We start from the raw sequence: 22,800 nt of genomic DNA on the forward strand, positions 1-22,800 counted from the left end.
TCCCAGCAGCTGAGCTGTTGGCTGCTGGATGGGCACCGCGATGGATGTGCTGGTGATGGATGGGCTGGCGGTGGATGTGCTGGTGGTTGGTGCGGGCCTCTCCGGGCTGGTTGCCGCACGCCGCCTGCAACAGCAGGGGCTGCGCGTGCGCGTGCTGGAGGCGCGGACGCGGCTGGGCGGGCGGATGGTGAGCCGCACCCTCAGCGATGGCAGCGTGGTGGATCTGGGCGGCCAGTGGGGCGGCACGACCCACCACCGCTTCGCGGCGCTGCTGAGCGAGCTAGGCATCAGCCGCTACCCCAGCCACTACACCGGAGACGGGATCTGGTGCTGGCGCGGTGAGCGGCTGCAGGCCCCCCTGGCGGCCCGCTTCGCCGACAGCCTCCTCTTCTTTGAACCCGATGCTCTGCACCTGGACGCCGAAGCGTTGGCGGCAGCCCAGGCCTTGCAGCGGACCTTCTCGGAGCTGGTGGAGGGGATCGATCCGCGCCAGCCCTGGCGCAGCCCCCAGGCCGAGTCGCTCGATCGGCTCAGCGTGGCCGCCTGGGCCGCACAGCACACCAGCCTTCCCCTGGCCCGGCTGCCGCTCGACTGGCTCTGCCGGGTGGGCGGCTCCGGCGGCTTCGAACCCTGGGAAACCTCGATCCTCCATCTCGCCTGGACCCAGGCGGTGGCACCCCAGGCCGAGAGCCCCGAAGCCTGGCTCGTGCAGGGCGGTGCCGGCTCGGTGGCCCAGCGACTGGCGGCCGATCTCGACGCCCACAGCCCGGGCTGTCTCCAGCTCGGCGCACCCGTGCAGGCCATCGCCCAACAGGGCGACACGGTGCAGGTGATGGCCGAAGGCCTGGCACCGCTGCAGGCGCAGGCCGTGATCACGGCCGTGCCGCCGCCGCAGCGGCTGGCGATCCGCTTTGAGCCGGCGCTGCCTGCCGCCCACCAGGCGCTGCTGCAGCGCACGGCCATGGGAGGCATGACCAAGATCCTGGCCCGCTACGCCCGTCCGTTCTGGCGCGAGCAGGGCCTCAACGGCCTGGGCATCGGCGATCGGCCCTGGCTGGAGCTCACCGCCGACAGCGGGCCGCCGAGCGGCCAGCCGGCCGTGCTGGCGAGCTTCGTGGCCGGCGAGCGGGCGCTGACGCTGGCGGCCCTGCCCGCTGCCCAGCGGCGGGCGCTGATCCTGCAGGATCTCGCCGCCTACTGGGGTCCGGAGGCCGCCAAACCGCTGGAGCTGGTGGAGCAGGCCTGGAACAGCGAGCCGTTCACCGGCGGCGCCTTCACCAGCTTCCTTGCCCCGGGCTGCTGGACCAGCCACGCCCGCCTGGCCGCCGGCGCTGAGGGCGGCCCCGGCCCCGCCCACCACGGGCGGGTGCTCTGGGCCGGCACCGAAGCATCCCCCCGCTGGCCGGGCTATTTCGAAGGGGCGATCGAAGCCGGTGAGCTGGCGGCCAGCGATGCCGCTGCGCTCCTGACGGCATGAGCCAACCGCCCTACATCCACGGCAGCAGCGCGCGTGAACAGCAACGGCTGATCGCGCAGGCAGCCTTGCTGGCGCCCCTGCTGGCCGCCAATCTGGAGCTGCACCCGGGCGAGCGGCTGCTCGAGATCGGCTGCGGCGTGGGGGCCGTGCTGGGCCAGATCGCGCGCAGCCATCCGCAGACGCAGCTCAGCGGCATCGACATCAGCCCCGAGCAGATCGCCGGAGCACACAGTCACCTGGATGCACTGGGGCTGGGTGCGGCCAGCTCCAACCCTGTGGAGCTGGTGGTGGGCGATGGCGCTGCGCTGCCCTGGCCCGATGGGCACTTCGATCGGGTGCGGCTGGTGTGGGTGATCGAGCACCTGGGGGATCCATCGACGCTGCTGCGGGAGGCGCGCAGGGTGCTGCGGCCCGGCGGCACGATCCACCTCACCGAAACCGACTACACCAGCCTCCAGGTGTCGCCCCCGGACAGGGCGATCCAGGCTCTGCTGACCGCCTTTGTGGCCCACTTCAACCGCCACGGCGATGCCCATGCCGGCCCGCGACTCGGGCCCCTGCTGGAGCAGGCGGGCTTCACAGCCGTGAGCAATCAGATGGTGGGCATCCATCACTGGTGCCCCAGTGGGCGCGAGCAGGTGCACGACTTCTGCACCTACCTGCTGGGGTTCATTGAACCCGAACTGCCGGCCCTGCTGGCGGCAGCTCCCAGCGCCGAGGTGGCAGCGCGGATCGCGCTCGGTGCGCAGCGGTTTGGCCAGCTGGGCCAGCGCCCCGATGGGGCCATCAGCCTCAGCATCTATCAGGGGCGCGGCATCGCCGACGCCTGAGTGCTGGCCGGGCGACGGAAGTCGGCGAACAGCACGACAGCGCCGCTGCCGCTCTGGCTGATCTCAAGCTCCAGAAACGGCCCGCTCGCATCGCGGCGCAGCCAACCGCTCACCCGACCGCTGTCTTCGGTTTCGACCAGCAGCACCCGGCAGCTGCGGGACTCGATCCAGCCGATCAGGGGTTCCACCCCCTGAAACGAGGGTTGGCCCTGGCGGTTGTGGCCCTGCACGGCCCCGGGGCCGGTGTGCACCGCCCTCCAGTCGCGCTGGCCCCGCACGCGGCCGTCACGGCCCACCTGCAGCTGCAAGCGCTGCAGGCTTGGCGCCACTCCCCCGTTCACATGCGTCTGCGCCTCGGCCTGCCAGGCGCCCGAGAGCGTGCTGAGGTCGGCCGGCGCAACGCAAGGGAGCGGGCCGGGAGCCGCAACCGCCGGACTCCAGGGCAGCGGCGCGGCCAGGGCAACAGCCAGCCAGAGCGATCGCCAGGGGTGCAATGGGGTCAGCGTCTGAGGCGGCATGGCGGATTGGCATTCCAGGGCATCACGGCATCGTCCAGCAGGATGAGGAGATCGACTCCAGGGTGATGGATTTCTTCGATCGGCAATGGAGCTCCTACCGGGCGATCGTGGAGCACGACCTGATGGAGCACCACCAGAAACAGACTTGGACTCAGAGATTGGACCAGCCTGGGGCGAGCAGAATGAACAGGTTGCCGAGCACCCATGGACTTCTTTGAAAACCAATGGAGCACCTATAAAACAATCGTCCAACACGACTTCATGCACCATCGGGCCCTGGTTGGGGCGGTGGAGCAGGTTCTGAAGCACTACTTCGACGGAGCACCAGCTGGGCACCGCCCCCACTTTGTAGACCTGGGCTGTGGCGATGCCGACCCCCTGGCGGCCGTTCTACGGGACCTCCCCCTCGGTTCGCTCCTGGGTCTGGATCAGGCCTCCTCCGTCCTGCCTCTTGCTGCCAAAGCCCTGGGGGAGGTGCCCTATCCCTGCGACTGGATCCAGGCTGAGCTCCTGGAGTGGGCCACAGCGGCAACGCCACAAACCAATCCGGTTGACATCCTCTATTCCTCGTTCGCCATCCACCACCTGGATGGGGAGAGCCAAGAGGCCTTCCTGGCGGGGGTTCGGAAGAAGATCAACCCCAAAGGCATTTTTCTCTGGGCGGACATTTTTCGGGAACCCAGTGAATCAGTTGACGACTTTCGACTGCGCTACACCCAACGGATGACCGACCACTGGGGGGGTGTCCTCCAGCCGCAGCAACTGGCCCATGCCTGCTTCCATGTGAGTCATTACGACCTTCCCTCTGACCGAGCCGCCATCGGCACCACAGCCCGCAACCAGGGCTGGAGCCTTGCCTGGATCTGGGCTGGACCCGACCAGGCCGAGGCGCTGGCGGTGCTGACGCCGGCCTGATTCAGGCGCTCAGCTGTGCTCCCGCAGGAAGGCGATCGTGCCCTCCAGCTCCTCGCCGAAGCGCTCGATCTCCTCGGGGGTGGTGGTGAAGCTGAGGCTGGCGCGGGCCGAGCTCGGAATGCCGTAAAGGCGATGCAGGGGCTGGGTGCAGTGGTGGCCGCTGCGGATGCAGATGCCGGCTGAATCCAGCAGGGCAGCGATGTCGTTGGCATGCAACCCATCCACCGTGAAGGCCGCCAGGGCACCCCGATCGGGCTGTTGCTCGGGCGTGGGACCCAGGATCCGCACGCCTTCGATCGCCCGTAGACGATCAAAAAGCTGGCGGGTGAGCACCTGCTCCCAGGCGTGGATGCGCTCCAGGCCCAGGGCGTTGAGGTAATCGAGGGCGGCGCCCATACCGATCGCTTCGCCGATGGCCGGCGTGCCCGCCTCAAACTTGTGGGGCAGCTCCGCCCAGCTGCTGTGGTCCAGGTACACGTCCTGGATCATTTCGCCGCCGCCGAGGAAGGGGGGCATCGCCTCCAGCAGGGCCTCGCGGGCCCAGAGGAAGCCCATGCCCGTGGGGCCGCAGAGCTTGTGGGAGCTGCCCACCAGGAAATCGCAGCCGAGCGCAGCCACATTCACCGGCAGGTGGGGCAGGCTCTGACAGGCGTCCACCAGCACCAGGGCACCGGCGGCGTGGGCCAGCGGCACCACCTGCTCGATCGGATTGAGGCAGCCGAGGGTGTTGCTCACCTGCACCAGGCTCACCAACCTGGTGCGCTCGGTGATCTGGCTGCGCAGATCCTCCAGATCCAGCTCGCCGCTTTCGGTGAGCCCGGCGTGGCGCAGCACGCAGCCGGTGCGGGCCGCCAGCAGCTGCCAGGGCACCAGATTGGAGTGGTGCTCCATCACCGTGAGCAGCACCTCATCGCCGGGACCGAGATTGGCATCGCCCCAGCTGCGGGCCACCAGGTTGATCGCCTCGCTGGCGTTGCGGGTGAACACGATTTCCCGCGCACTCGCCGCACCTATGAAGGCAGCAACCTTGGCCCGGGCAGCCTCAAAGCCCTCGGTGGCGCGGGCGCTGAGCTGGTGGGCGCCGCGGTGAACATTGGCGTTGTCGTGGTCGTAGTAGTGCTGCAGGGCCGCCAGCACTTGGCGCGGCTTCTGGCTGGTGGCGGCGTAATCCAGATAGATCAGCGGCTGACCAAGGCAGGCCGTCTGGGCCAGCAGGGGGAAATCGGGCCGGGTCAGGGCAGCAAGATTTGGCGCGACCACCTCAATGCTGGGCGGGGTTGCGGCGGTGTTTGCTGAGGTGGTTGCTGCAGCCGCAGTGGTAGTGCTGGTGGTCATGGATGCTCCCGCAGCAGCAGCTTTAGCGGATTCAGGGCCGCCGCCGCCGCGGGAAGCTCGCGCAACACCTCCTCGCAGTAGCCCCGCAACAGCAAGCGTGAGGCTTGTTCAGCGCCAATACCCCGGCTCTGCAGATAAAAAAGCTCGTTCTGCTGCAGCCGACTAATGGTGGCGCCGTGGGCGCACTTGACATCGTCCGCGACGATTTCCAGCTCGGGTTTGGTATCCACTCGGGCCCGATCGGAGAGCAAGAGGGTGCGGCTGAGCTGGGCGGCGTTGGTTTGCTGGGCGCTGCGCGGCACCCGCACGGCCCCGTTGAACACGCTGCGTCCGGCCCCATCAGCTACCACCTTGTGGAGCTGGTCGAGCTGGCCATCGGGGCCTTCAAAACGCACTTGGCTGTGGGTGTCGGCCAGCTCCTGGCCATCCACCAGCTGCAGGGCCCGCAGCCGGGTGTGGGCCGCTCCCTCGAGCTGGCTGATGCAGGGCTCGAGCCGGCTGAGGGCCCAGCCCCCAACCGCGGTGGTGACTTGCAGGGAGCTGGCGGGAGCCTGAGTGATCGACAGGTGGCTGAGCAAGCTGGCGCGGGCATTGCCAGGCGCCAGTAACCCCAGATTGAGCTGGGCGCCGCGGCCAAGCTGGGCCACCGCTACCAAGCTGGTGGCATTGGGGCCACTGGAGCCGTGCTGAATAAGCAGCTCCAGGCTGGCGCCCTCCTCAAGCACGAGCACCAGCTGCAGTGCCCGCAGACCCGGCTCCGCGCCGGCGTCAAAATGCAATTGCAACGGATCCGCTGCTCCAGCCACCCGCAAGGCCAGACAGCGGGGCGAAGCGCCTTGATTAAGCCGCACCGACCAAGCATCGGTGCCGCCTGTGGCTTTAAGCACCTGCTGCTGCAACCCCTGCGCCTGATCAGCTCCGATGCGGCTAATGCCAGCGGGCAAGCTGAGTTGGGCGAATGGATCGACACCACTCCAGAGCTCGGGCGCCAAGGCCTCTAGGGCCGCCAGGCCTGTGAATCGCCACTCCTCCTGACTTCGGCCTGGCAGGGGAGCGCCAGCAAGTTGGGTGAGCCAATCGGCAGTATTTGGCATAACCGCAGCTGGCATCACAGCACCTCCGCAGGTTCCTGGCCCAGGTTGGCTAGCTCCTGATCCACCCATTCGTAACCAGTGCGCTCAAGCTCCAAGGCCAGCTCCTTGCCACCGGTGCGCAGGATCCGGCCCGCAGCCATCACATGGACGTAATCCGGGGTGATCAGATCCAGCAGGCGCTGGTAGTGGGTGATCAGCAAGGTGGCATTTTCGGGGCCAGCTAGTTGATTAACGCCATCAGCCACGATGCGTAGAGCATCGATATCGAGGCCAGAATCGGTTTCATCGAGGATCGCCACCAAAGGCTCAAGTAGCGCCATCTGCAAGATCTCGTTGCGCTTTTTCTCGCCACCGGAGAAGCCTTCGTTGACACTGCGATCTAAGAAGGCCGGATCCATTTGCACCACCTTGAGGCGCTCGCGCACAAGGTCCTCGAAAGCAAAGGTGTCCAGCTCCTCCTCACCCCTTTGAGCGCGGCTGGCATTAGTGGACACCCGTAGGAATTCAAGGTTGCTAACCCCCGGGATCTCCACCGGATATTGAAATCCCAGGAATAAGCCCAAGCGGGAGCGCTGTTCTGGGGCTAGCTCAAGCAGGTCTGAGCCCATGTATGAAACCGACCCGGCTGTGACCGTGTAGGCGGGATGGCCGGCCAGCACTTTGGAAAGTGTGCTTTTGCCACTGCCATTACGCCCCATCACTGCGTGGATTTCACCAGCTCGGATCGTGAGGTTTACCCCCTTAAGGATTGGCTGCTCCTCAACCCGCGCGTGCAGGTCGCAAATTTCGAGCAATACCGGGGCGTCTGGGCGAATCACAGCAGGTAAGGAAAGGCGGGAAAGGGGGAACGAACAGATAGAACAGATCGGTGCGGCTCAGCCCACTGATCCCTCGAGCTTGAGGGCAAGCAATTTGTCTGCCTCAGCAGCAAATTCCATTGGCAGTTGATTGAACACGTCGCGGCAAAAACCGCTGACCATCATCGAAACAGCCTCTTCAAAACCAATGCCCCGGCTTTGCAGGTAAAAGAGTTGGTCTGCGGAGATGCGGCAAGTGCTTGCCTCATGCTCCACTACGGCATCCGGTTGCTGAGAGCGGATATAGGGATAGGTATTAGCGCCAGCCTGATCGCCAATCAACATCGAATCGCACTGGCTATAATTCTTAGCCCCTACCGCTTTAGTGCCGATTTGGACAAGGCCGCGATAGCTATTAGAAGAATGACCAGCGCTGATGCCTTTACTGACAATGGTTGAGCGGGTCCTAGGACCGACGTGAATCATCTTGGTACCAGTATCAGCCTGCTGATAGTTATTAGTGAGGGCAACTGAATAAAATTCGCCCACCGAATCAGCACCTTGCAGCACACAACTGGGATACTTCCAAGTGATTGCTGATCCAGTTTCCACCTGAGTCCAACTAATTCGGCTGCGGTCGCCCCGGCACTGGCCACGCTTGGTCACGAAGTTATAAATGCCACCTACGCCATGCTCGTCACCGGCGTACCAGTTCTGAACCGTTGAGTATTTGATAGAAGCATCATCAAGTACTACCAACTCCACAACGGCTGCATGGAGTTGATTGGTATCAAACATCGGGGCCGTGCACCCCTCCAAGTAGCTAACCGAAGCACCCTCTTCGGCAATAATCAAAGTGCGCTCAAACTGACCCGTATCGGCAGAATTAATCCGGAAGTAAGTTGACAACTCCATCGGGCAGGCAACGCCCTTGGGGATAAAAACAAAAGAACCGTCGCTGAAAACCGCAGAATTCAGGGCCGCAAAATAGTTGTCATTACTGGGAACCACTGTGCCAAGATATTTCTCTACCAAGCCTGGATATTCTTTTACAGCCTCACTAATTGAGCAGAAAACAACCCCATGCTCTGCAAGCTTTTCACGATAGGTGGTGGCGATTGAGACACTGTCAAAAACAGCATCAACTGCCACGTTGGAGAGGCGCTTCTGCTCACTTAGGGGGATGCCAAGCTTTTCGAATGTTTCCAGCAGCTTGGGATCGACCTCGTCAAGACTTGCTTTTTTCTCCTGCTGCTTAGGAGCTGCGTAGTAAATAATATTTTGATAATCAATCGGCGGGTAACCCAGTGCCGCCCAATCTGGTGACTGCATATTCAGCCATTGGCGGTAGGCCCGCAGCCGAAAAGCCAATAAAAACTCAGGCTCACTTTTCTTGGAGGAGATCAGACGCACAACGTCTTCACTCAGACCCTTGGCGATCTTTTCAGTTTCAATATCAGTAACGAAACCGTGCTTATACGGCTGTGAAACTAGATCGCCAACGGTTGCAGTACTCATTGAGGTAAACCGACTCAGCTGGCAGTAAGGGCTTTAACTTCGTCTATGGAAATTGTCTGTTGGTCACCGCGGAAAGCATTATCCTCGGTGAGAAACAGCATGCAGTGGCACTCTTTACGCTCCCGCATGGGCACGCAAGGGCAGTTCCAAAAGGCTTGGGAAACCTCTGCCTGCTTGTCCTCGTAATGACGGCAGGGGCATAGGGCACCACCAAGCTCATCCTTGTGCTTGGCAAGGCCAGCAAGCACAACCGCGGTCACACCGGGATCACTACAAAAGTAAGTACCGGTGCGCTGCGCATAGGTTTCAGCAAACTTTCGAATCACCTCCAAGCTGTCGGAGTGCGCCGGCGAGCTCCCTGCGGGGCTCTCAGCGGTCGAACTGGCCGGAGTGTCGGACATGGCTCGAAAGGGAAGGTGATCAGAAGGCGGTAGTCAAACAGCACCCCGGAATCCGGTGCCATCGGCTGCCAGCAATCGGATTTGCCGGCAGACCATTACGAAACCAATGTGTTTCGTTAGGGATCGAGCTTAAGACACCAAGGCCGCCAGCGGGGCCCAATCCCCAACCTCCCGCCAGTCGTGGCATCGTTGTGTCAACCGGCCTTTGCCGTGAGCGCCATTCCCGAAATCATTCACCAGCACGCCGATCCGGCATCCACCCGGGATACGGTCCTCACCTTGCTGGTTAGGCATGGAGAGGCCACCGCTAGCGCCCTAGCCGCCCACCTGGAGATGTCGGTGCAGGTTGTGCGTCGCCATCTGCGTGGCTTGGAAGATGATGGTTTGGTCGAGTCCACTCCAGCGGCGGAGGGTCCGGGCAGGCCCAGCAATCACTGGCGCCTTACCGCCAAGGGGCAGGGGCAATTTCCTGATGGCAGCGACCATTTCGCCCTCGGCCTGCTGCAATCTCTGGCTGGCAACCTGCCCCCTGCAATTCTGCAGGGACTCCTAGAACAACAAGCCCTTCAGCAGGCTGACGCTTACCGCCACCGCATCGGCGCTGGCTCGCTTCAAGAGAGGCTGGATCAACTAGTGGATCTACGCCGGCAAGAGGGGTACCTGGCGGAATGTTCCCAGGATGCCGGCAACCCTCAAGCCTGGATGCTCAGTGAATTTCACTGTTCCGTAATGCGCATTGCCGAGCAATTCCCCTGCATCTGCGACCAGGAGCTGCAGCTAATTCGCCACACCTTTCCCGACTGCCAGGTGGATCGGGTGCAATGGCGCTTGGAGAAGGGTCACTCTTGCGGCTTTCGCCTGACGCCCTGCCGTGACGACTGAAGCACCGCCACCCCAGGCCCAAAGTCCGCTTTCAGCAGCGGAACTGGCGGAGCTGGAGGCCACCCTCCTGCCTGCCTCGGAGCGGCACCATCTGCGCCTCCTGGCCCACAGCCTGCGCAGCCTGCAGGCGGTTGAAACCCAACAGCCCGCGGGGGCCCTGCCAGGCCATGACGCGATTTGCGCCTGGGCCAGCCAGCAGCCCGCGCTCGCCGACGCCCCCTGCTTCCAGGCAGTCCTGGTGGAGCAATTAGAGGCGGCGGGCGGGCAGCTGCAGCAACTGGCCGCAACCCTGAACCGGGCGCCATTGACCCTAGAGCTGGGCGACCTAATCGCCGCGGCTTGCGATCATCGCCACAGCCACAGCCCCGGCACGCCAGTGAGCGAAATCCATTCCGAGTCGATCGCCGACGCCCTCAGCTTTTTCCGCCTTAGCTGCGGTCGCTGGCGCTCCCAGCGCAGCAGCCATCACCTGCTGCACCGGCGAGCTGAGGCGGGAGGCTCCTTCATTGAGGTGGTGGAGATCGCCGCATCCGACCCCCGCCTGATCGCCATCGCCGAGCTCCACGGCGAAGATCCCGCCGGCCTCGTTGGAGGCTGCCGGGTGACCTGGAACGCCTCAATGGCGTGGGACAAGGCCGGAGAAGCCCACGAGGGGGAAAGTGTTTTCGGCTTGATTCCCACCGATGAGCTCGGCCGGTCCGGCCTGCTTTTGCGCGACCGTGGCTACGCCGAAACCGCCCCCGTGGCAGGTCATTTCGCCATGGACGAGCGCGACGGTCTACTTCTCACCACCGGCTACGAAACCATGGCCAGCCTGGAGCGATTCAGCTTTGCCGGCCCCAATGTGCGTCTGCGCACCAGCACGGTGGAGGGCCTCTCCAATACGGCGTCCTTCTGCGTCGAGACACGGCTGCTAGACGGCCCGGAGCCTGGGGCCAAAACCCCAGCCCAAGAGCCCGTTTCCGAGCAGCCCCTGTCTCCCCTGGGATGGTGACGAACGTTACGGACTGTGAGCCCTGTCTCGGCCAGCCGAACCCGGCCGCGGCTGCACTTCTACGATCAGCAACGACGGATGATGAAGTTGTGTGGCCCTGCCCCTCCTGAAATACGCGCCCACTACCCAAAACTCGCGGGTTGCCCCGCTTCGGGTGGGTTCGGATGAGGACCCCAAACCCATGTCCATGGACAGGGCAATGGATCCCAAAGACCTAAATCTGGTCATTGAGTCGTGTTATCGACAGATTTTCTTTTATGCCTTCAAGGTCGACCGCAACTCGACATTGGAGAGCCAGCTGCGCAACGGCCAAATGAGTGTGCGGGATTTCATTCGCTCCCTGTGTCTCTCAGACACCTTCACCCGCAGCTTCTACAACCTGAACAGCAACTACCGAGTGGTGCGCCACTTGGTGGAAAAGCTGCTGGGTCGACCCACCCACGGCAGGTCTGAGGAGATCGCCTGGGCGGCCGTACTGATGACCCGCGGGGTCAAGGGCATGGTTGACGACATCCTCAACGGCCAGGAATACCTGGACGCCTTCGGTTACGACACCGTTCCCTTCCACCGCAACCGCGTGGTGGGCTCCCGCGATCTGGGCGAAACCCCCTTCAACATCACCACTCCGCGATACGAGGCCTATTACCGCGGCATCTTGGGCTTCCCCCAACTTGTGTACACCGGCACCGCCAAAACGATCCCCGCTCGCTCCGGTCAGCGCCGTGGCGGCTTCCCCGAGGACTACCTCCCCTGGGTGCGCAATCTGCCTGCAATGCGCAGCCAAGGCGCTGCATCCGGCAGCGTCAGCATGGACTATATGTCCAAGGTTCCTTACCGCAGCATCGGCCGCTGAAGCCAGTCTCCAACTAAATCCCCGGGCGGTCAAAAGGCCGCCCTTTTTTATGGGCCATCAGCACCCAGGCCGTCAGCATCTACTGACGGCTCTAGATCGGGCTACCCGAGTCAGGAGAAACTCGTCCACACTGATCCCAAAAGAAATCTGTTGCTGTGACTCAAGCATTCACCGCATTGGCACGCATGACCCTGCGTCAGCTTCGCCAGGTCGCTAGCGACCTTGGGGTGGGCTTGTACAGCCGTAAGTCCAAGGATGAACTCCTAGCAGCCATCAATGATCGCCAGGATGAGGAGGACACGCCTATCAGTCTCAAGGCAATCGAAGCAAAGCTACCCCCAGCTCCCCGCCCCAGCTCAGCAAATACCAGCGTCGTATTTCTGCCCCGCGATCCCCAGTGGGCCTATGTGTTCTGGGATATCTCCCAAAGCGATCGGGCCTCAGCCCTGGCAACTGGTGCCTCCCAGCTTTGTCTGCGCGTCGCCGACGTAACTGGCCTGCCCGGCGGCTCAGCCCACCCCCACACCCTGCAGGAAGTGGTGGTCGACAGCCATGCCACCGAGTGGTATTTGCCAGTGCCCCTGTGCGATCGGGATTACCGGGTGGAACTCGGCTACCGCAAAGGCGGCGGCGGCTGGATATCCCTGGCCTTCTCTTCAGTGGCACGGGTACCGGCCCAGCACCCCAGCGAGCAAATACTCGATCAGTTCGTGCCCTTTTCGCTGGACACGGCTCCAGCCATCCTGCCGATGCCGGTGGAGCCAGCCGATTCAGGACTGCACGAACGCCTATATCAAACAGCTACAGCCCGCTGGCGCAGTCTTGGCAGGGGTTCTGAGGCTTTCCATGAGCTAGAGGCAGCCGGCCTAGACACCAGTGAACTCAACACCTCTGGTGCCGGCATCTGGGCCAGTGGCCGCAACGCCTCCGGCATCGGCGGGGTCGCCTCCCGTCAACGCTCGTTTTGGCTTGTGGCTGATGCTGAGCTGATTGTCTATGGGGCCACCGATCCCGCTGCCCGCCTCACCATTGGCGGTGAGGAGGTGCCCCTTTCCACCGATGGCACCTTCCGAGTGCAAGTGCCATTCCGCGATGGTCAGCAGCTTTATCCGATCGAGGCGGTCGCCGCCGATGGCGAGCAGAAGCGCAACATCACCCTGGAATTCAGCCGCTCTACCCCTGAGGACAACAGCAACCCAGCCGAAAAGGCCGTAAGCGAATGGTTCTAAATCGAGCCTTGGCACTGAAGCGCTCAGCCGTCGCCCTCACGCCGATGGCAGGAGCCTTGGCATTTCCGCTGATTGTGCCGGTTGTGTTGATGCGCTTCGGCTTACCAGCCGCCATGCTAAGCGCCGTATTGATTGGTACTGCTTGGTTTGTGGTGATGCTGCGCACCGCCGAGATGCCCGGCCACCACTAGGTAAAGCCTCAGCTTGATCCGATGTGGGAACCCTGGATTCAACCGCCCAGGGAATCCATGGCCAACCTTTCGCCGCGCCAACCCTTTGCCTGGGCAAGCCTTATGGCCTTGGCTTTAGCTGGTTGCAGCGCTGACGCCCAGCTACTGGGCCAGTCAGCCCGGCCCAAGCCCCTGCCCAAGGGGATCGAGCTGGCCTTCAACCACGCCGAAACCAGCCGCTACCGCAGCCCTATCAACGGTCAATGGCGTCAGGGCGACGATCTCGAGGCTTTCGTGCTGGCAAGTATTCAGTCGGCGCGGCAGGAAATCCTGGTAGCGGTTCAGGAGCTGTCGCTGCCGAAGCTGGCCGAAGCGCTGGCGGCTAAGCACCGCGAGGGGCTGACGGTGAAGGTGGTGCTGGAAAACACCTACAGCAGCCCCTGGAGCGAAGAACATCCGGCCGATCTGGCCCCACACCAACGCACCCGCCATGAACAGCTCAAGGCCCTCGGTTGGGGGGACGCTGTGGCAATCCTGCAGCGGGCCGGCGTGCCCCTGATCGATGACACCGCCGATGGCAGCGCTGGCAGTGGCCTCATGCATCACAAATTCATGGTGGTGGACAGGGCGGTGGTGGTGACCGGCTCAGCCAATTTCACCCCCTCCTGCATCCACGGAGATCCGGGGGCAGACCGCAGCCGCGGCAACGTGAATCACCTGCTGCGTCTGCGCAGCCGTGAACTGGCCAACTCCTTTGTGGCCGAGTTTGAGCGGATGTGGGGCGACGGCCCCGGCGGCCAGCCCGACAGCCGCTTTGGGCTGGGCAAGGGCGGCGGAGCTCCCCAAAAGCTGCTGGTGGGGGCAACGCCGGTGACGGTCCTGTTCGCCCCCCATCGTCGCAGCGATCCCCACCAGGGTCTGCTGGTGTTGGAGAAGTTGCTCTCCGGCAGCCGCAAGCAGCTGGATCTCGCCCTATTCGTACTCTCTGAACAACGGCTGGCCGATGTCATGGCCCGCCTGCAGGGGCAGGGGGTGGCCATCCGGCTACTGGCCGATCCCGGCTTTGCGAACCGCGCGTTCAGCGAAGTGCTCGATCTACTCGGCACCCAACTGCCCGATCACCGCTGCGGCGTGGAGGCGGCGAACCGCCCCTGGCAGCGCCCCCTGGAGAGTGTCGGCACACCACGCCTGGCCAGCGGCGACAAACTGCACCACAAGCTGGCTGTCATCGACAACCGCACCGTAATCACAGGCTCCTTCAACTGGAGCCCCTCGACGGTTCAAACATAAAACAGATACAGTTCCAAAGCAACAGTCAACTCGCATGGCCATGGCCGACAGCGGGAACCCAGTCCAGCCAAAGCGTCTGTGCTGGTCCTATGCCCGCACCTCGACCACCCGGCAGGCACGGGAGGATCGGAGCGGCATGGAGCGTCAGCAGCAGGCGTTGGCCGCCTGGTTGGCAGATCACACCGAGTTCCAGTTGCAGGAGGCGCTGGTTGATCCGGGCCTCTCAGCCAGCACTGGTGCCAACCGCAAGCGCGGTGCCCTGGGTCGTTTCATCGCCGCCGCTCAGGCCGGCCAGGTGCCGCCCGACAGCGTGTTGGTGGTCGAGAGCTTTACCCGCTTCAGCCGTGAGGAGGAGCTAAGTGTGGTCAGAACCTTGATGAGCGAGTTCTGGAGCAGGGGGCTGGGCCTTGCGGTCTGCTCCCACGGCTGCACCTACAGCGAGGAGTTGATTCTGGCTGAGCCCCATCGAATGCACATGCTCTGGGGTTCCTTGTCCCAGGCCAGGCAGGAGGCTGACGAGCGCAGCCGCAGATCCAAAGGTGGTGCCCGCCGCCGCGAGCGTTTGCAGGAGGAAGGGGAGAAGGTGGCCGCGGCCAGCCCTTGGTGGGTTCAGCGCGACCCAAATAGCCGCCACCTCGTGCGTGATGCCAATGGCAACTTCAAAATCGACCCTCTCTCCAAGGCGACCATCTGGAGGGCAGTCGAGCTCGCGATCAACGGGATGGGCACGACGCTCATCGCCCAAGTGCTCAATGAGGAAGAGCGCCCCCTCCCCCCTACCGCTGGTCGTCGCAACCAGTACCGGGACGCCCCTCTTCCGTGGTGGGATCACAGCCGGGTGAGCTACCTGCTGCGGCATCCGGCCTTGCTGGGCGACCTTGTCCGCCGAGACGGTCGCACGATTGCTGGCTTCTATCCGCCTGTCCTAAGTGTTGAGCGCTGGGGGCAGCTCAGGGCCGCCATGGCCAACCGCGACAAACTCAAAGGCGGCCTCAGGGGCGGAGGGCAGAAGGTCAGAAACCTCTTTATGGGGATCACCCGCTGCGCTGTCTGCAGTGGCCCCTTCTCCTTCCACGACAGCAGCGAGCGGGCACGGATCGGCCACCCCGGATACATGGCGTGTCGCCCCGCCAACAGGCGCAATAGCCCCGGTTGCAGCAACTCCGGGTACATCAGCTACCAGGCGGTCGAGGACCACTGCCTGACAAGGCTGGCCGCCCCTATCTGGGCTGAGCTGCTGGGCAATTCAGACGGCGACGCCAGGATCACCGAACTACAGGCGCTGGTCGATGAGCTGGAACATGCACTCCGCCCCCTGGAGACAAGCCATGCAGACGCCAAGAGACGGCTAGGGCAGCTTTTCGTGGATGGCGCCAGCGACCTGCTCATGGAAGCATCTGAGGACGCGGTGGCTTCACTACGTGATGACATTGCAGCCAAGCGTGCAGAGCACTACCGGTTGGCCGGGGAGCTGCAGCTGGAGCGGGCCAAGCCCACTGGGGAGGAGGCCGCGGCCGAGCTGAAGGCCAATGTCTTCACCCTATGGCGGCAGCTGGATGCAGGGCTGGCATCCCCGGCTGAACGGCGGGCTTTCAACCGCTGGCTGCGCTGCCACCAGCCGAGCATTCAGTTCCTCGTGCACCCAGCTCAACCAGGTACCAATGGCCGAGGAGTCGAGCTGGTTGTTGGCGGAGTCTCGGCAGGCACCGAACCCCTGGCACCAGTGGCACGTCGAATGGCCAGGACAGCCGGCGTCGTCGAGCCCTATGCCAAGGACTTCGCCACCAGCCAGGGCGACAGCGGCGTGATCGCTTGGCAAGAGCCGCTGGCCCCAGATGAACTCGCCGCCTGGCCAAACAGCACAAGCGGCCAGGCACTGTGAACGGCAGACAACATCAACTGGTCACCTACCGATCAGCCACCACCGCCGAACAGAGCAGGGATTGGTTCCTGCAGCAGGCGGTGAGCGGTGCCCCGGCTCAGTCCCAGGGCCAAAGCGATCTGGCTGATCGACAGCCCCTCGCCTCGTAGGCGGTGGCCCAGTGCCAATTGCTGCTCGCTGTAGGACTTCCGGCGGCCTCCCAGATCGCCCCCTGTGGCCCGTCGGTGGGCAACGCTGGCCCTGGTCCGCTCGATCGCCAGCTCTCGCTCGAACTGGCTGACGGCACCGAGCACCTGGAACATCAATCGACCGGCTGGTGTGCTGGTGTCGATCGCCTGGTCGAGTACCACCAGATCTATGCCACGGGCCTCCAGATCGGACGCGATGGAGAGCAGCTCAACCAGCGACCTGGCCAACCGGTCGAGCTTGGCAACCACTAGCTGATCACCACGCTGCAGGGCTCCAAGGACCTGGACCAGGCCGGGTCGATCTGCTTTGCCGGAGCTGATTTGCTCGGTGATCACTTCGTCGCAGCCAGCAGCCTCTAACTGGGCCCGTTGCTGGGCTTCGGTCTGCTGCTCGGTGCTGACCCTGCCATAGCCCCACCGGCGGCCAGCAGGTGCAGCGATCAACGGCTCCAGAATCTTTGTCATCGGTCAATCTCCGGTTGATCGGTCACGAGTCCGGCATCGCCAACCTCTGAGCTCAACCCACTTGGACCACAACAACCCCTGTGTCGGAACGACAGGAAGCGGACAGGGTTATGGGACAGCATTAGGCGGTTGTGGAACGGGGTTGTGTGCATGGCCACAGCCGGACGGTTTCGGTTGGGGTGAATTACTGAGCCTCAACTTGAAGGGAGAGGTCACTCCACCTAACTCAACGCCTGGGGGCTTGGGGCCGCATCGACATGGCGCAGTCCAATAAACGAGTGCTGGTCGTGCTCATAGGCACTAGGCCCCGATACCAAGGGTAAAAGAATGGCTAGGGGGCAAGGGGGGTGTCGCCTCTTGGCGCTATATGCGTAAACGACACAAATTTTTCGACTAAAATTCTTAGCGACATAAATCAATGGCAAGAGATCTGCATAGCCAGATCCGAAACTACTCGGACTCTGGACATGAGTTACCGGCAGCTATGCCTAGAATTTGCGGCTTCCCCAGGGGTATACTGAAGCGATTGGGCTTGATGCCTCCAACTTGATAAAGGGAGCCTCTTCGCCTATGGCCCGACTATGGTTTTTAGCTTTTTCCTTTATCTTCTTATGTGTCGCGGCCCCAACTTCTGGCTATGCCCAGATCTTTCGGGTTGACTATGACAGCAAGAAAACCAGTGGCCAGATCAAGAATGGTCAAGTCACAGCCAGCATTGAGCATCAGCGGCGAATCAATAGTGATGGTAGCAACATTGTTCAGCCTGTAGTCAACGTTTTAGTAGGTGACTTGCCAGTAGGCTCTATATCAACTGAAGAGGTGGGCTCGCCGAATTCAATCTTGCAGATCGTCGAGCTCGATCCATCGAATCCCTATCCAGAAGTATTGCTATCGACTTTTACTGGCGGCGCTCATTGCTGCAATGATACTCGCATCTTGACATCAGACGCCAGTGGGAAGTATTGGAGCGAGGTGAGGCTTGGTCTTTCAGACGGTGGAACTGACTTTGCTAGCGATCCTTTGAACCTTGGGAGGAATGTGATTGTTGGCAGAGACGATCGATTTCTTTACAGATTTGGTTCTTACGCCAATAGCTGGGCTCCTGCGCGCATTTGGCAACTCAATGGCTCAAAGTTTGTAGATGTTTCTCATCTTCCAGAGTACCGCCCAATTCATCGAAGATCTCTTGGCTACATGTCAAGTTGGTTTTCTCGGCGAAATCAAGATGAACCCAATGGTTTCTTGGCGGCTTACGTAGCAAATAAGTCACTTGTGGGGGAACTATTTGATGGGTGGGATCGGATGCTTTTGCGCTACGACCCAAATGAAAAATGGGGATTGACCGTATGTGCTGCCGGGTATGACGACAACGGTAGTTGTAAAGCCAAGGAACTTGTCTACGATTCATACCCTCAGGCACTTAGGGCCTTTTTGATTGACACCGGTTACTTGAGTGAGTCAAGGCGCTAGGTCCTGGTCTTTGAAATTTGACTTGCGCAGAAGTCAACGACAAGTCTTTCTTCGGCGCTGTATTTGATGGGCCTAAGCCAACCGCTATAGGGACTGTTGTATGGCTTGAGATTAAGCATGAGAGCAGTGCAGTCAACGGCAACGCCAGAAGGGGTAGGAGGTGTGAACTTGTACGTACTCTTGGGACTAGACCCGTTGCTTCTTGTTCCCCAGCGCACAACCAGGCCAGTCCGGCATTCCTCCTCTGAGAGGGCACCGCTGCGGCAGGCCTGCTGGTGAGCCGGCACAGCAAATGGAGAATTAGGGCCGCCACTTCGTATGCGGGCAGCTTCTGCGGGTTTGACGACCCCCTCTCTCACCAAAGATTCAAGGGTGGCATCAAAGCGGACCGGGGGCTTGGTCGACAACTGGGATGGATCTGGCCGCAATGGTTCGGGTGGGCCTGACCTAATAGGTGCGGGTTGAAAATTTGATGAACTGCTTTCTGGCATCTCAGGTTTTTCTGCAGGCCTTGTCAAAGTGAGCCAGCTCCTGGTTTTGTTGTCATAGTTCCAACCAGGCCAATAAACACGGATGGATCCATATTGGGGCCACATCTTTAGTTCTCTGTCTAGCTGCCATGCCCGAGAATCAGCTGCTCTTTTGGCTGCTGCTTCCTTTGCTTTCTGAAGCTCTATTGCCCTTGCTGCTTCCCGGTTTCGATAATCCTGCATCTGGTCAAGTAGTTGCTGCTTTGGATCTTGGCTTGTTGTGGAGGTGTCGGCGATAGGGTGAAGCTCTGACGAATACGCTGGTCCAAATCCTGATAGCGGAGAGGACAATATTAAGAATCCAACAAGTTGACGGTACGCGGATGGTTGTCGCTTCATCTTTGGCAACGTGTTGTTAATAATTAGGCGCCTATTTTGTGGCATTGCTATTCTCCTAAGCCCTTGTTGGTTTTTCTATTTGCAGATGACCTGCCAGCATCAGTGCGATCTTTTTGACTTTTTCTATCAGCCGCCCTCTTCGACTTGATAGCCACATTGCTCGATTGAGTCCTTGAATTTTTCTCTGGCGTAGTCGCTCATATTCATGCATCACCATATGTCGGAGCTCGTCGTCGACAGTGTTGTAAATGATGCCAGCTTCATCTCGGTACTCTTTGGCTAAAGCGCTGAGCTTTTCGTCCTCAAGTCCACGAAGGTGGTCTAGAAAGTTTCCGTAACTTTCAGGGGAGAGACACATGGCACAGCCAACTGCGCTCCAACTATATCGGATGGAAATAGGCGTTGGCTTTGTAGCAGGACTATTGGTCTGACTTTTTAGCTTCCTCTTGCATAGATTTACAATTTAATTGATTTCATTTTCGCGCCACCGATAAGCCAGGCTCCCCGCTAGGCCCAGGACAGCACTGGTCAGTACCAGGGGAATCCGAATCCAGCCGAGGGTGATAGCTGTAAAGCTTCCAACAGTAATCAGTCCTGATCCTGCTGCGAACATTGACCCGCAGATCAAGAGTATTTTGGCCCTCCCCTTCCAACTTTTTTTGTAGTCAGGGGGGATCAGGGCGTGCCAGCTTCCGTAGGCACCGAGGCAGCAGATCGCGTAGCCAAGTACTGAGACCAGAGCAATCCAGCCAGTAGCTAGGCATTGCTGTAGGCATTGGATCCCAATAGGCAACCAGGCTGCATTCAGGCAAATTGAGGTCGCGATCTTGATCCGGGCCATTTGCTTTTTCTTTCTCTCATGCCGATGCAGCAGCCAACTGAGATCAGGATCACTGCAGTACCCACCTGGTCCTACAACGGCCTCGCGACCATCTGCGTGTTGATATATGTGTTCGTAGCTCCATTCCTCATCTTCATAGTCGATGAATTGGATAATTTCCCAATCGCCAATCTTTGACCACATTGAATAATTGAGAGTTAAACGACTAGCTCTATGGAAGGACAAATGGTCTCGCTTGTTTAAATTGTATCAGTCGTCAGGGGGCTGCGCCGAGGCGTCACTACTAGTTCAAGTGATGCATTGTGCGGCACATTTTGGGTGACCTAGTATTCCTATATTTGTCGTCCTGTTGCAATTATTGCCTTCGATGCCGTGCTTCTGCGAACTCCTCCTATGTTCCTAACCATTAGATTCTGCTTCTCCTTTGCCTGTTAAAATGCATATGTCAAGATCAATTTTGTTTTTACCCTTTGGTTGGCTGCTTGTCATCTCTTTGAGGTGCTCGGCCTGGGCAGAGGTGGCACCGGATATCCATAAGCGCTGCGTTGTTGCCAAAGACTATGTGGGTTGTGTCAAGGCGATGACAGGAGATCTTGGTCAGCCATCTCGTGTCATTGTGCAGGAAGGTGCATCTTTGCCTGAAAGTAATAAATGTCCTGATGGTATGGCTTACCTGGGAGGGAGTACCTGCCGTGATGTTATTTGCGATGTTGGCTTCTTCGTTGGCCATGATCCACTTCTTGGCGGCAAGGATTGGTCTTGTTCTAGTGGTTATGTACTTAGGCTTGGGGAAGTAACCGCCAAGTCTTATTACGACAAGGATTGCCCTGCGATTAAATTTGAGGCTGGCTGAAGAAATACATGTAACCAGCCATATACACTGCAAAATGGTGGTTTAAACTCTGCCGGCGCTCTTCCTTTTAAGGATATAAAGAGTTGGTGAATTCTGTTGTCATACGGCCTGAGGGAGTCGATGGAGTTCTTATTGAAATTCATCAGGATGGTCCTTGGCCCACTTCCGCATCCGCAGCTCGTGCTGCCGCCAATTGGCCCGTCGGCTGATGATTAATCTGCGCAGCCTGCTGTAACGCTCATGCCTCGGGTTCCACAACCATCGCACCAGCCGTTTTAGTGAGCGAATCAAGGCTTTCATTGAGAGATGCCAAGGCGCTTCCTGGCTTCATTGCGGCGCCTCTTCTCCTCAGCCAAGGCGATCATTACTGGGCCGACGAGAAATGAAACCCCACCGGCTTGGTTGCTGCAGGCTTCCTTGTTGCCGCTGAATGCGCAGTAGGGGAAAGAGAGCATTACGGCGGCTATTGCTGAAGGTGGGCCCGCAAAAGGAAGTAGCAGCAACAACCAGCGCAGGCAGCTGAGGGGATTTGCTCGCAATGTCTCGACTGCATCCCGGTAGGGCTTCCGCCTTTGCCGACGCCGTCCCGCCCGCTGCTCTGCCTCGGTCTGAACCTTGGCAGGCTTTATCCCCAGGGAGCGGTAATGAGCAGCTTGGTTGAGGTTTGCCTCCCTAATGGCCTTGGCCTGAAGCCTGGCCCTCTCTTCTCTGTCTTCTTTGCTGATGGTGAGCTTGGCTGCTTCTGACTGAATGACCTGCTGCACATGCTCCACCTGTTCTGGGCGCAATGCGAAGTATTCGGTCTGCGGCAGGCGTACTGCCTTGAACATGCGGTGGAGACGGGTCTCCAGCTGTTGAGGGCCCCTGACGGTGGCAGTCATGACCTGGGTGGTCTTGCTACCAATTTCCAATTCCCTTGAACGCCGTTGCCAGTTCTGGGTGATGCCGATCTTGTACCCGCCAAGGAGGTTGTCCTTGATCAGATAGATGGTCCCTACTTGACCGGCCGCTGCAATGGTCATCCAGGATCAACTTGCTAGTTAGAGATAGGAGCTGCTGCCCTAGAGCGTGTGGGAATCCTATTAGCAGTCGCACGACACTTCATGTCTTCACTCACCACTGCTGCCATCCCCCAGGAACTCCAAAGGGATGCCCTGCTGACCCTGGAGCAGCTGACCACTGCCGTCACGGTTCTGGCGCTTCATGGCTCGCATTGCCCAGAGGACGCCCCAAGGGTCCGCGCGGTCTTTGATCAACTGGTGGAGGTGGCTCACTATGCAGAGACGGACTTGGCGATCTTTGACCTGCCTTGACCTCTTGCGTGGATGCGAATAGTACTGGTGTACTTAATTGTGTCCGATGCCTGCTGCTGACTCCGTTTCCGCCGAGGAGTGGGACTACCTGGATATCGATGTCCTGAAACCCGCCCGCTCCTCAAGGGTCTGCCTGACTTGCCAGCACTTTCGCTATGAGGTGGGCAGACACTGCGTAACCCTCCTGACCTGCCCCATTCACCAGGGACTCATTCCCCAGGGCGAGCACCTGACCCGGAGGTGTTCTCGTTGGGTGCCTAGGCGGGAGGTTGCGGTTGGCTGGCTACCTGAAGTGGCCTGAGGCTGAGAAGCGTTGGCTTCTCTTCAGCAAAACACTAAGCCAGCTTTACCCTGCAGCCCAATTACAATCGCAATGCCCGAGGACGATCTGACTTGAATAGACATAGCTTTTGCTCAGCCCTTGGACTCGCTGTCGCAATTCCATGCCTTTCGCTGGTCACCTTGTCCAACCCAGGATCCTCTCAAGGGTTGGGATTCTTTGCTAAAACCAGTAATCCAGAAAAATATATCCAGTCTATCCCATCAGACTGTGAGTACATTACAGAGTCAAATATTCTTGGTCCCAAGTCATTCTTTGTGATCCAACCTTGCCATC

23 protein-coding genes are annotated in these 22,800 nt (G+C 60.5%); 13 read left to right on the forward strand and 10 right to left on the reverse strand.

Annotated features, from left to right (window positions below; genetic code table 11):
* The first annotated feature begins 28 nt into the window (after positions 1-28).
* Both KBY85_RS05155 and KBY85_RS05160 read left to right on the forward strand, forming a co-directional pair.
* Positions 29-1,477, forward strand: a complete 1,449-nt coding sequence (locus KBY85_RS05155; RefSeq protein WP_254960454.1) for an FAD-dependent oxidoreductase — start codon at positions 29-31, stop codon at positions 1,475-1,477.
* Positions 1,474-2,307 carry a methyltransferase domain-containing protein gene (locus tag KBY85_RS05160; protein ID WP_254930952.1) on the forward strand — a complete coding sequence of 278 codons (834 nt, stop codon included), beginning with the start codon at positions 1,474-1,476 and terminating at the stop codon, positions 2,305-2,307. Before KBY85_RS05155 ends, KBY85_RS05160 begins: the two co-directional genes overlap by 4 nt.
* On the opposite strand, the gene KBY85_RS05165 is transcribed toward KBY85_RS05160, so the two are convergent.
* Positions 2,280-2,801: a hypothetical protein gene (locus KBY85_RS05165; RefSeq protein ID WP_254960455.1), complete on the reverse strand. Its 522-nt coding sequence runs from the start codon at positions 2,799-2,801 to the stop codon at positions 2,280-2,282. The two genes, KBY85_RS05160 and KBY85_RS05165, sit on opposite strands and share 28 nt — an antisense overlap.
* On the opposite strand from KBY85_RS05165, the gene KBY85_RS05170 reads away from it, so the two are divergent.
* Together KBY85_RS05170 and KBY85_RS05175 are read left to right on the forward strand one after the other, a co-directional pair.
* Positions 2,801-3,043: a hypothetical protein gene (locus KBY85_RS05170; RefSeq protein ID WP_254960456.1), complete on the forward strand. Its 243-nt coding sequence runs from the start codon at positions 2,801-2,803 to the stop codon at positions 3,041-3,043. The two genes, KBY85_RS05165 and KBY85_RS05170, sit on opposite strands and share 1 nt — an antisense overlap.
* Complete coding sequence (locus KBY85_RS05175) at positions 3,030-3,740, forward strand: trans-aconitate 2-methyltransferase (RefSeq protein ID WP_254960457.1); 711 nt, start codon at positions 3,030-3,032, stop codon at positions 3,738-3,740. The genes KBY85_RS05170 and KBY85_RS05175 overlap by 14 nt, the downstream gene beginning before the upstream one ends.
* Positions 3,741-3,749: 9 nt before the next feature.
* Here the strand turns inward: KBY85_RS05175 and KBY85_RS05180 are convergent, their stop codons facing one another.
* The 5 genes from KBY85_RS05180 to KBY85_RS05200 are packed head-to-tail and all read right to left on the reverse strand — an operon-like array spanning position 3,750 to position 8,885.
* Complete coding sequence (locus KBY85_RS05180) at positions 3,750-5,075, reverse strand: SufS family cysteine desulfurase (RefSeq protein ID WP_254960458.1); 1,326 nt, start codon at positions 5,073-5,075, stop codon at positions 3,750-3,752.
* Positions 5,072-6,184: a Fe-S cluster assembly protein SufD gene (sufD, locus tag KBY85_RS05185; protein WP_254960459.1), complete on the reverse strand. Its 1,113-nt coding sequence runs from the start codon at positions 6,182-6,184 to the stop codon at positions 5,072-5,074. Before sufD ends, KBY85_RS05180 begins: the two co-directional genes overlap by 4 nt.
* Complete coding sequence (sufC, locus tag KBY85_RS05190; protein WP_254960460.1) at positions 6,184-6,987, reverse strand: Fe-S cluster assembly ATPase SufC; 804 nt, start codon at positions 6,985-6,987, stop codon at positions 6,184-6,186. Before sufC ends, sufD begins: the two co-directional genes overlap by 1 nt.
* Before the next feature lie 57 nt (positions 6,988-7,044).
* Complete coding sequence (sufB, locus tag KBY85_RS05195; RefSeq protein ID WP_254960461.1) at positions 7,045-8,484, reverse strand: Fe-S cluster assembly protein SufB; 1,440 nt, start codon at positions 8,482-8,484, stop codon at positions 7,045-7,047.
* A gap of 14 nt (positions 8,485-8,498) precedes the next feature.
* Positions 8,499-8,885 (reverse strand): ferredoxin-thioredoxin reductase catalytic domain-containing protein, encoded by a 387-nt coding sequence (locus KBY85_RS05200; RefSeq protein WP_254960462.1) that lies wholly within the window; start codon positions 8,883-8,885, stop codon positions 8,499-8,501.
* Positions 8,886-9,095: 210 nt separating this feature from the next.
* Here KBY85_RS05200 and sufR point away from each other — a divergent pair, with 210 nt between their 5' ends.
* The 7 genes from sufR to KBY85_RS05235 all read left to right on the forward strand — a co-directional run bounded on the left by sufR (position 9,096) and on the right by KBY85_RS05235 (position 16,185).
* Positions 9,096-9,767, forward strand: a complete 672-nt coding sequence (gene sufR / locus KBY85_RS05205) for an iron-sulfur cluster biosynthesis transcriptional regulator SufR (protein ID WP_254960463.1) — start codon at positions 9,096-9,098, stop codon at positions 9,765-9,767.
* A gap of 385 nt (positions 9,768-10,152) precedes the next feature.
* On the forward strand, positions 10,153-10,761 hold the full coding sequence (locus KBY85_RS05210; RefSeq protein ID WP_254960486.1) for a phycobiliprotein lyase: 609 nt from the start codon (positions 10,153-10,155) through the stop codon (positions 10,759-10,761).
* 91 nt (positions 10,762-10,852) lie between these two features.
* Complete coding sequence (locus KBY85_RS05215; protein ID WP_254960464.1) at positions 10,853-11,614, forward strand: phycobilisome rod-core linker polypeptide; 762 nt, start codon at positions 10,853-10,855, stop codon at positions 11,612-11,614.
* A gap of 185 nt (positions 11,615-11,799) precedes the next feature.
* Positions 11,800-12,843, forward strand: a complete 1,044-nt coding sequence (locus KBY85_RS05220; RefSeq protein ID WP_254960465.1) for a DUF4912 domain-containing protein — start codon at positions 11,800-11,802, stop codon at positions 12,841-12,843.
* A gap of 8 nt (positions 12,844-12,851) precedes the next feature.
* Positions 12,852-13,034 (forward strand): hypothetical protein, encoded by a 183-nt coding sequence (locus KBY85_RS05225; protein ID WP_254942744.1) that lies wholly within the window; start codon positions 12,852-12,854, stop codon positions 13,032-13,034.
* Positions 13,035-13,091: 57 nt separating this feature from the next.
* Positions 13,092-14,303, forward strand: coding sequence for a phospholipase D-like domain-containing protein (locus KBY85_RS05230; RefSeq protein WP_254960466.1), 1,212 nt, complete (start codon positions 13,092-13,094; stop codon positions 14,301-14,303).
* A 40-nt stretch (positions 14,304-14,343) separates the two neighbouring features.
* Complete coding sequence (locus KBY85_RS05235; protein WP_254960467.1) at positions 14,344-16,185, forward strand: recombinase family protein; 1,842 nt, start codon at positions 14,344-14,346, stop codon at positions 16,183-16,185.
* A gap of 32 nt (positions 16,186-16,217) precedes the next feature.
* Here the strand turns inward: KBY85_RS05235 and KBY85_RS05240 are convergent, their stop codons facing one another.
* Complete coding sequence (locus KBY85_RS05240; RefSeq protein ID WP_254960468.1) at positions 16,218-16,838, reverse strand: recombinase family protein; 621 nt, start codon at positions 16,836-16,838, stop codon at positions 16,218-16,220.
* A gap of 570 nt (positions 16,839-17,408) precedes the next feature.
* Between KBY85_RS05240 and KBY85_RS05245 the strand changes: the two genes are divergently transcribed.
* Positions 17,409-18,308 carry a hypothetical protein gene (locus KBY85_RS05245; protein ID WP_254960469.1) on the forward strand — a complete coding sequence of 300 codons (900 nt, stop codon included), beginning with the start codon at positions 17,409-17,411 and terminating at the stop codon, positions 18,306-18,308.
* 924 nt (positions 18,309-19,232) lie between these two features.
* On the opposite strand, the gene KBY85_RS05250 is transcribed toward KBY85_RS05245, so the two are convergent.
* Together KBY85_RS05250 and KBY85_RS05255 are read right to left on the reverse strand one after the other, a co-directional pair.
* Positions 19,233-19,535, reverse strand: a complete 303-nt coding sequence (locus KBY85_RS05250) for a hypothetical protein (protein WP_254960470.1) — start codon at positions 19,533-19,535, stop codon at positions 19,233-19,235.
* Between the two features lie 105 nt (positions 19,536-19,640).
* A complete protein-coding gene (locus KBY85_RS05255) occupies positions 19,641-20,201 on the reverse strand; it encodes a hypothetical protein (RefSeq protein WP_254960471.1) in 561 nt (186 codons plus the stop codon).
* Positions 20,202-20,535: 334 nt separating this feature from the next.
* Between KBY85_RS05255 and KBY85_RS05260 the strand changes: the two genes are divergently transcribed.
* Positions 20,536-20,871 (forward strand): hypothetical protein, encoded by a 336-nt coding sequence (locus KBY85_RS05260; protein ID WP_254960472.1) that lies wholly within the window; start codon positions 20,536-20,538, stop codon positions 20,869-20,871.
* Positions 20,872-21,167: 296 nt separating this feature from the next.
* Here the strand turns inward: KBY85_RS05260 and KBY85_RS05265 are convergent, their stop codons facing one another.
* The gene (locus KBY85_RS05265) at positions 21,168-21,893 is read right to left on the reverse strand and encodes a GIY-YIG nuclease family protein (RefSeq protein WP_254960473.1); all 726 of its coding nucleotides are present in this window, start codon (positions 21,891-21,893) and stop codon (positions 21,168-21,170) included.
* Positions 21,894-22,800: the final 907 nt, after the last annotated feature.

Source organism: Cyanobium sp. BA5m-10, assembly GCF_024346255.1.
GTDB classification, from domain to species: Bacteria; Cyanobacteriota; Cyanobacteriia; order PCC-6307; family Cyanobiaceae; genus Cyanobium_A; species Cyanobium_A usitatum.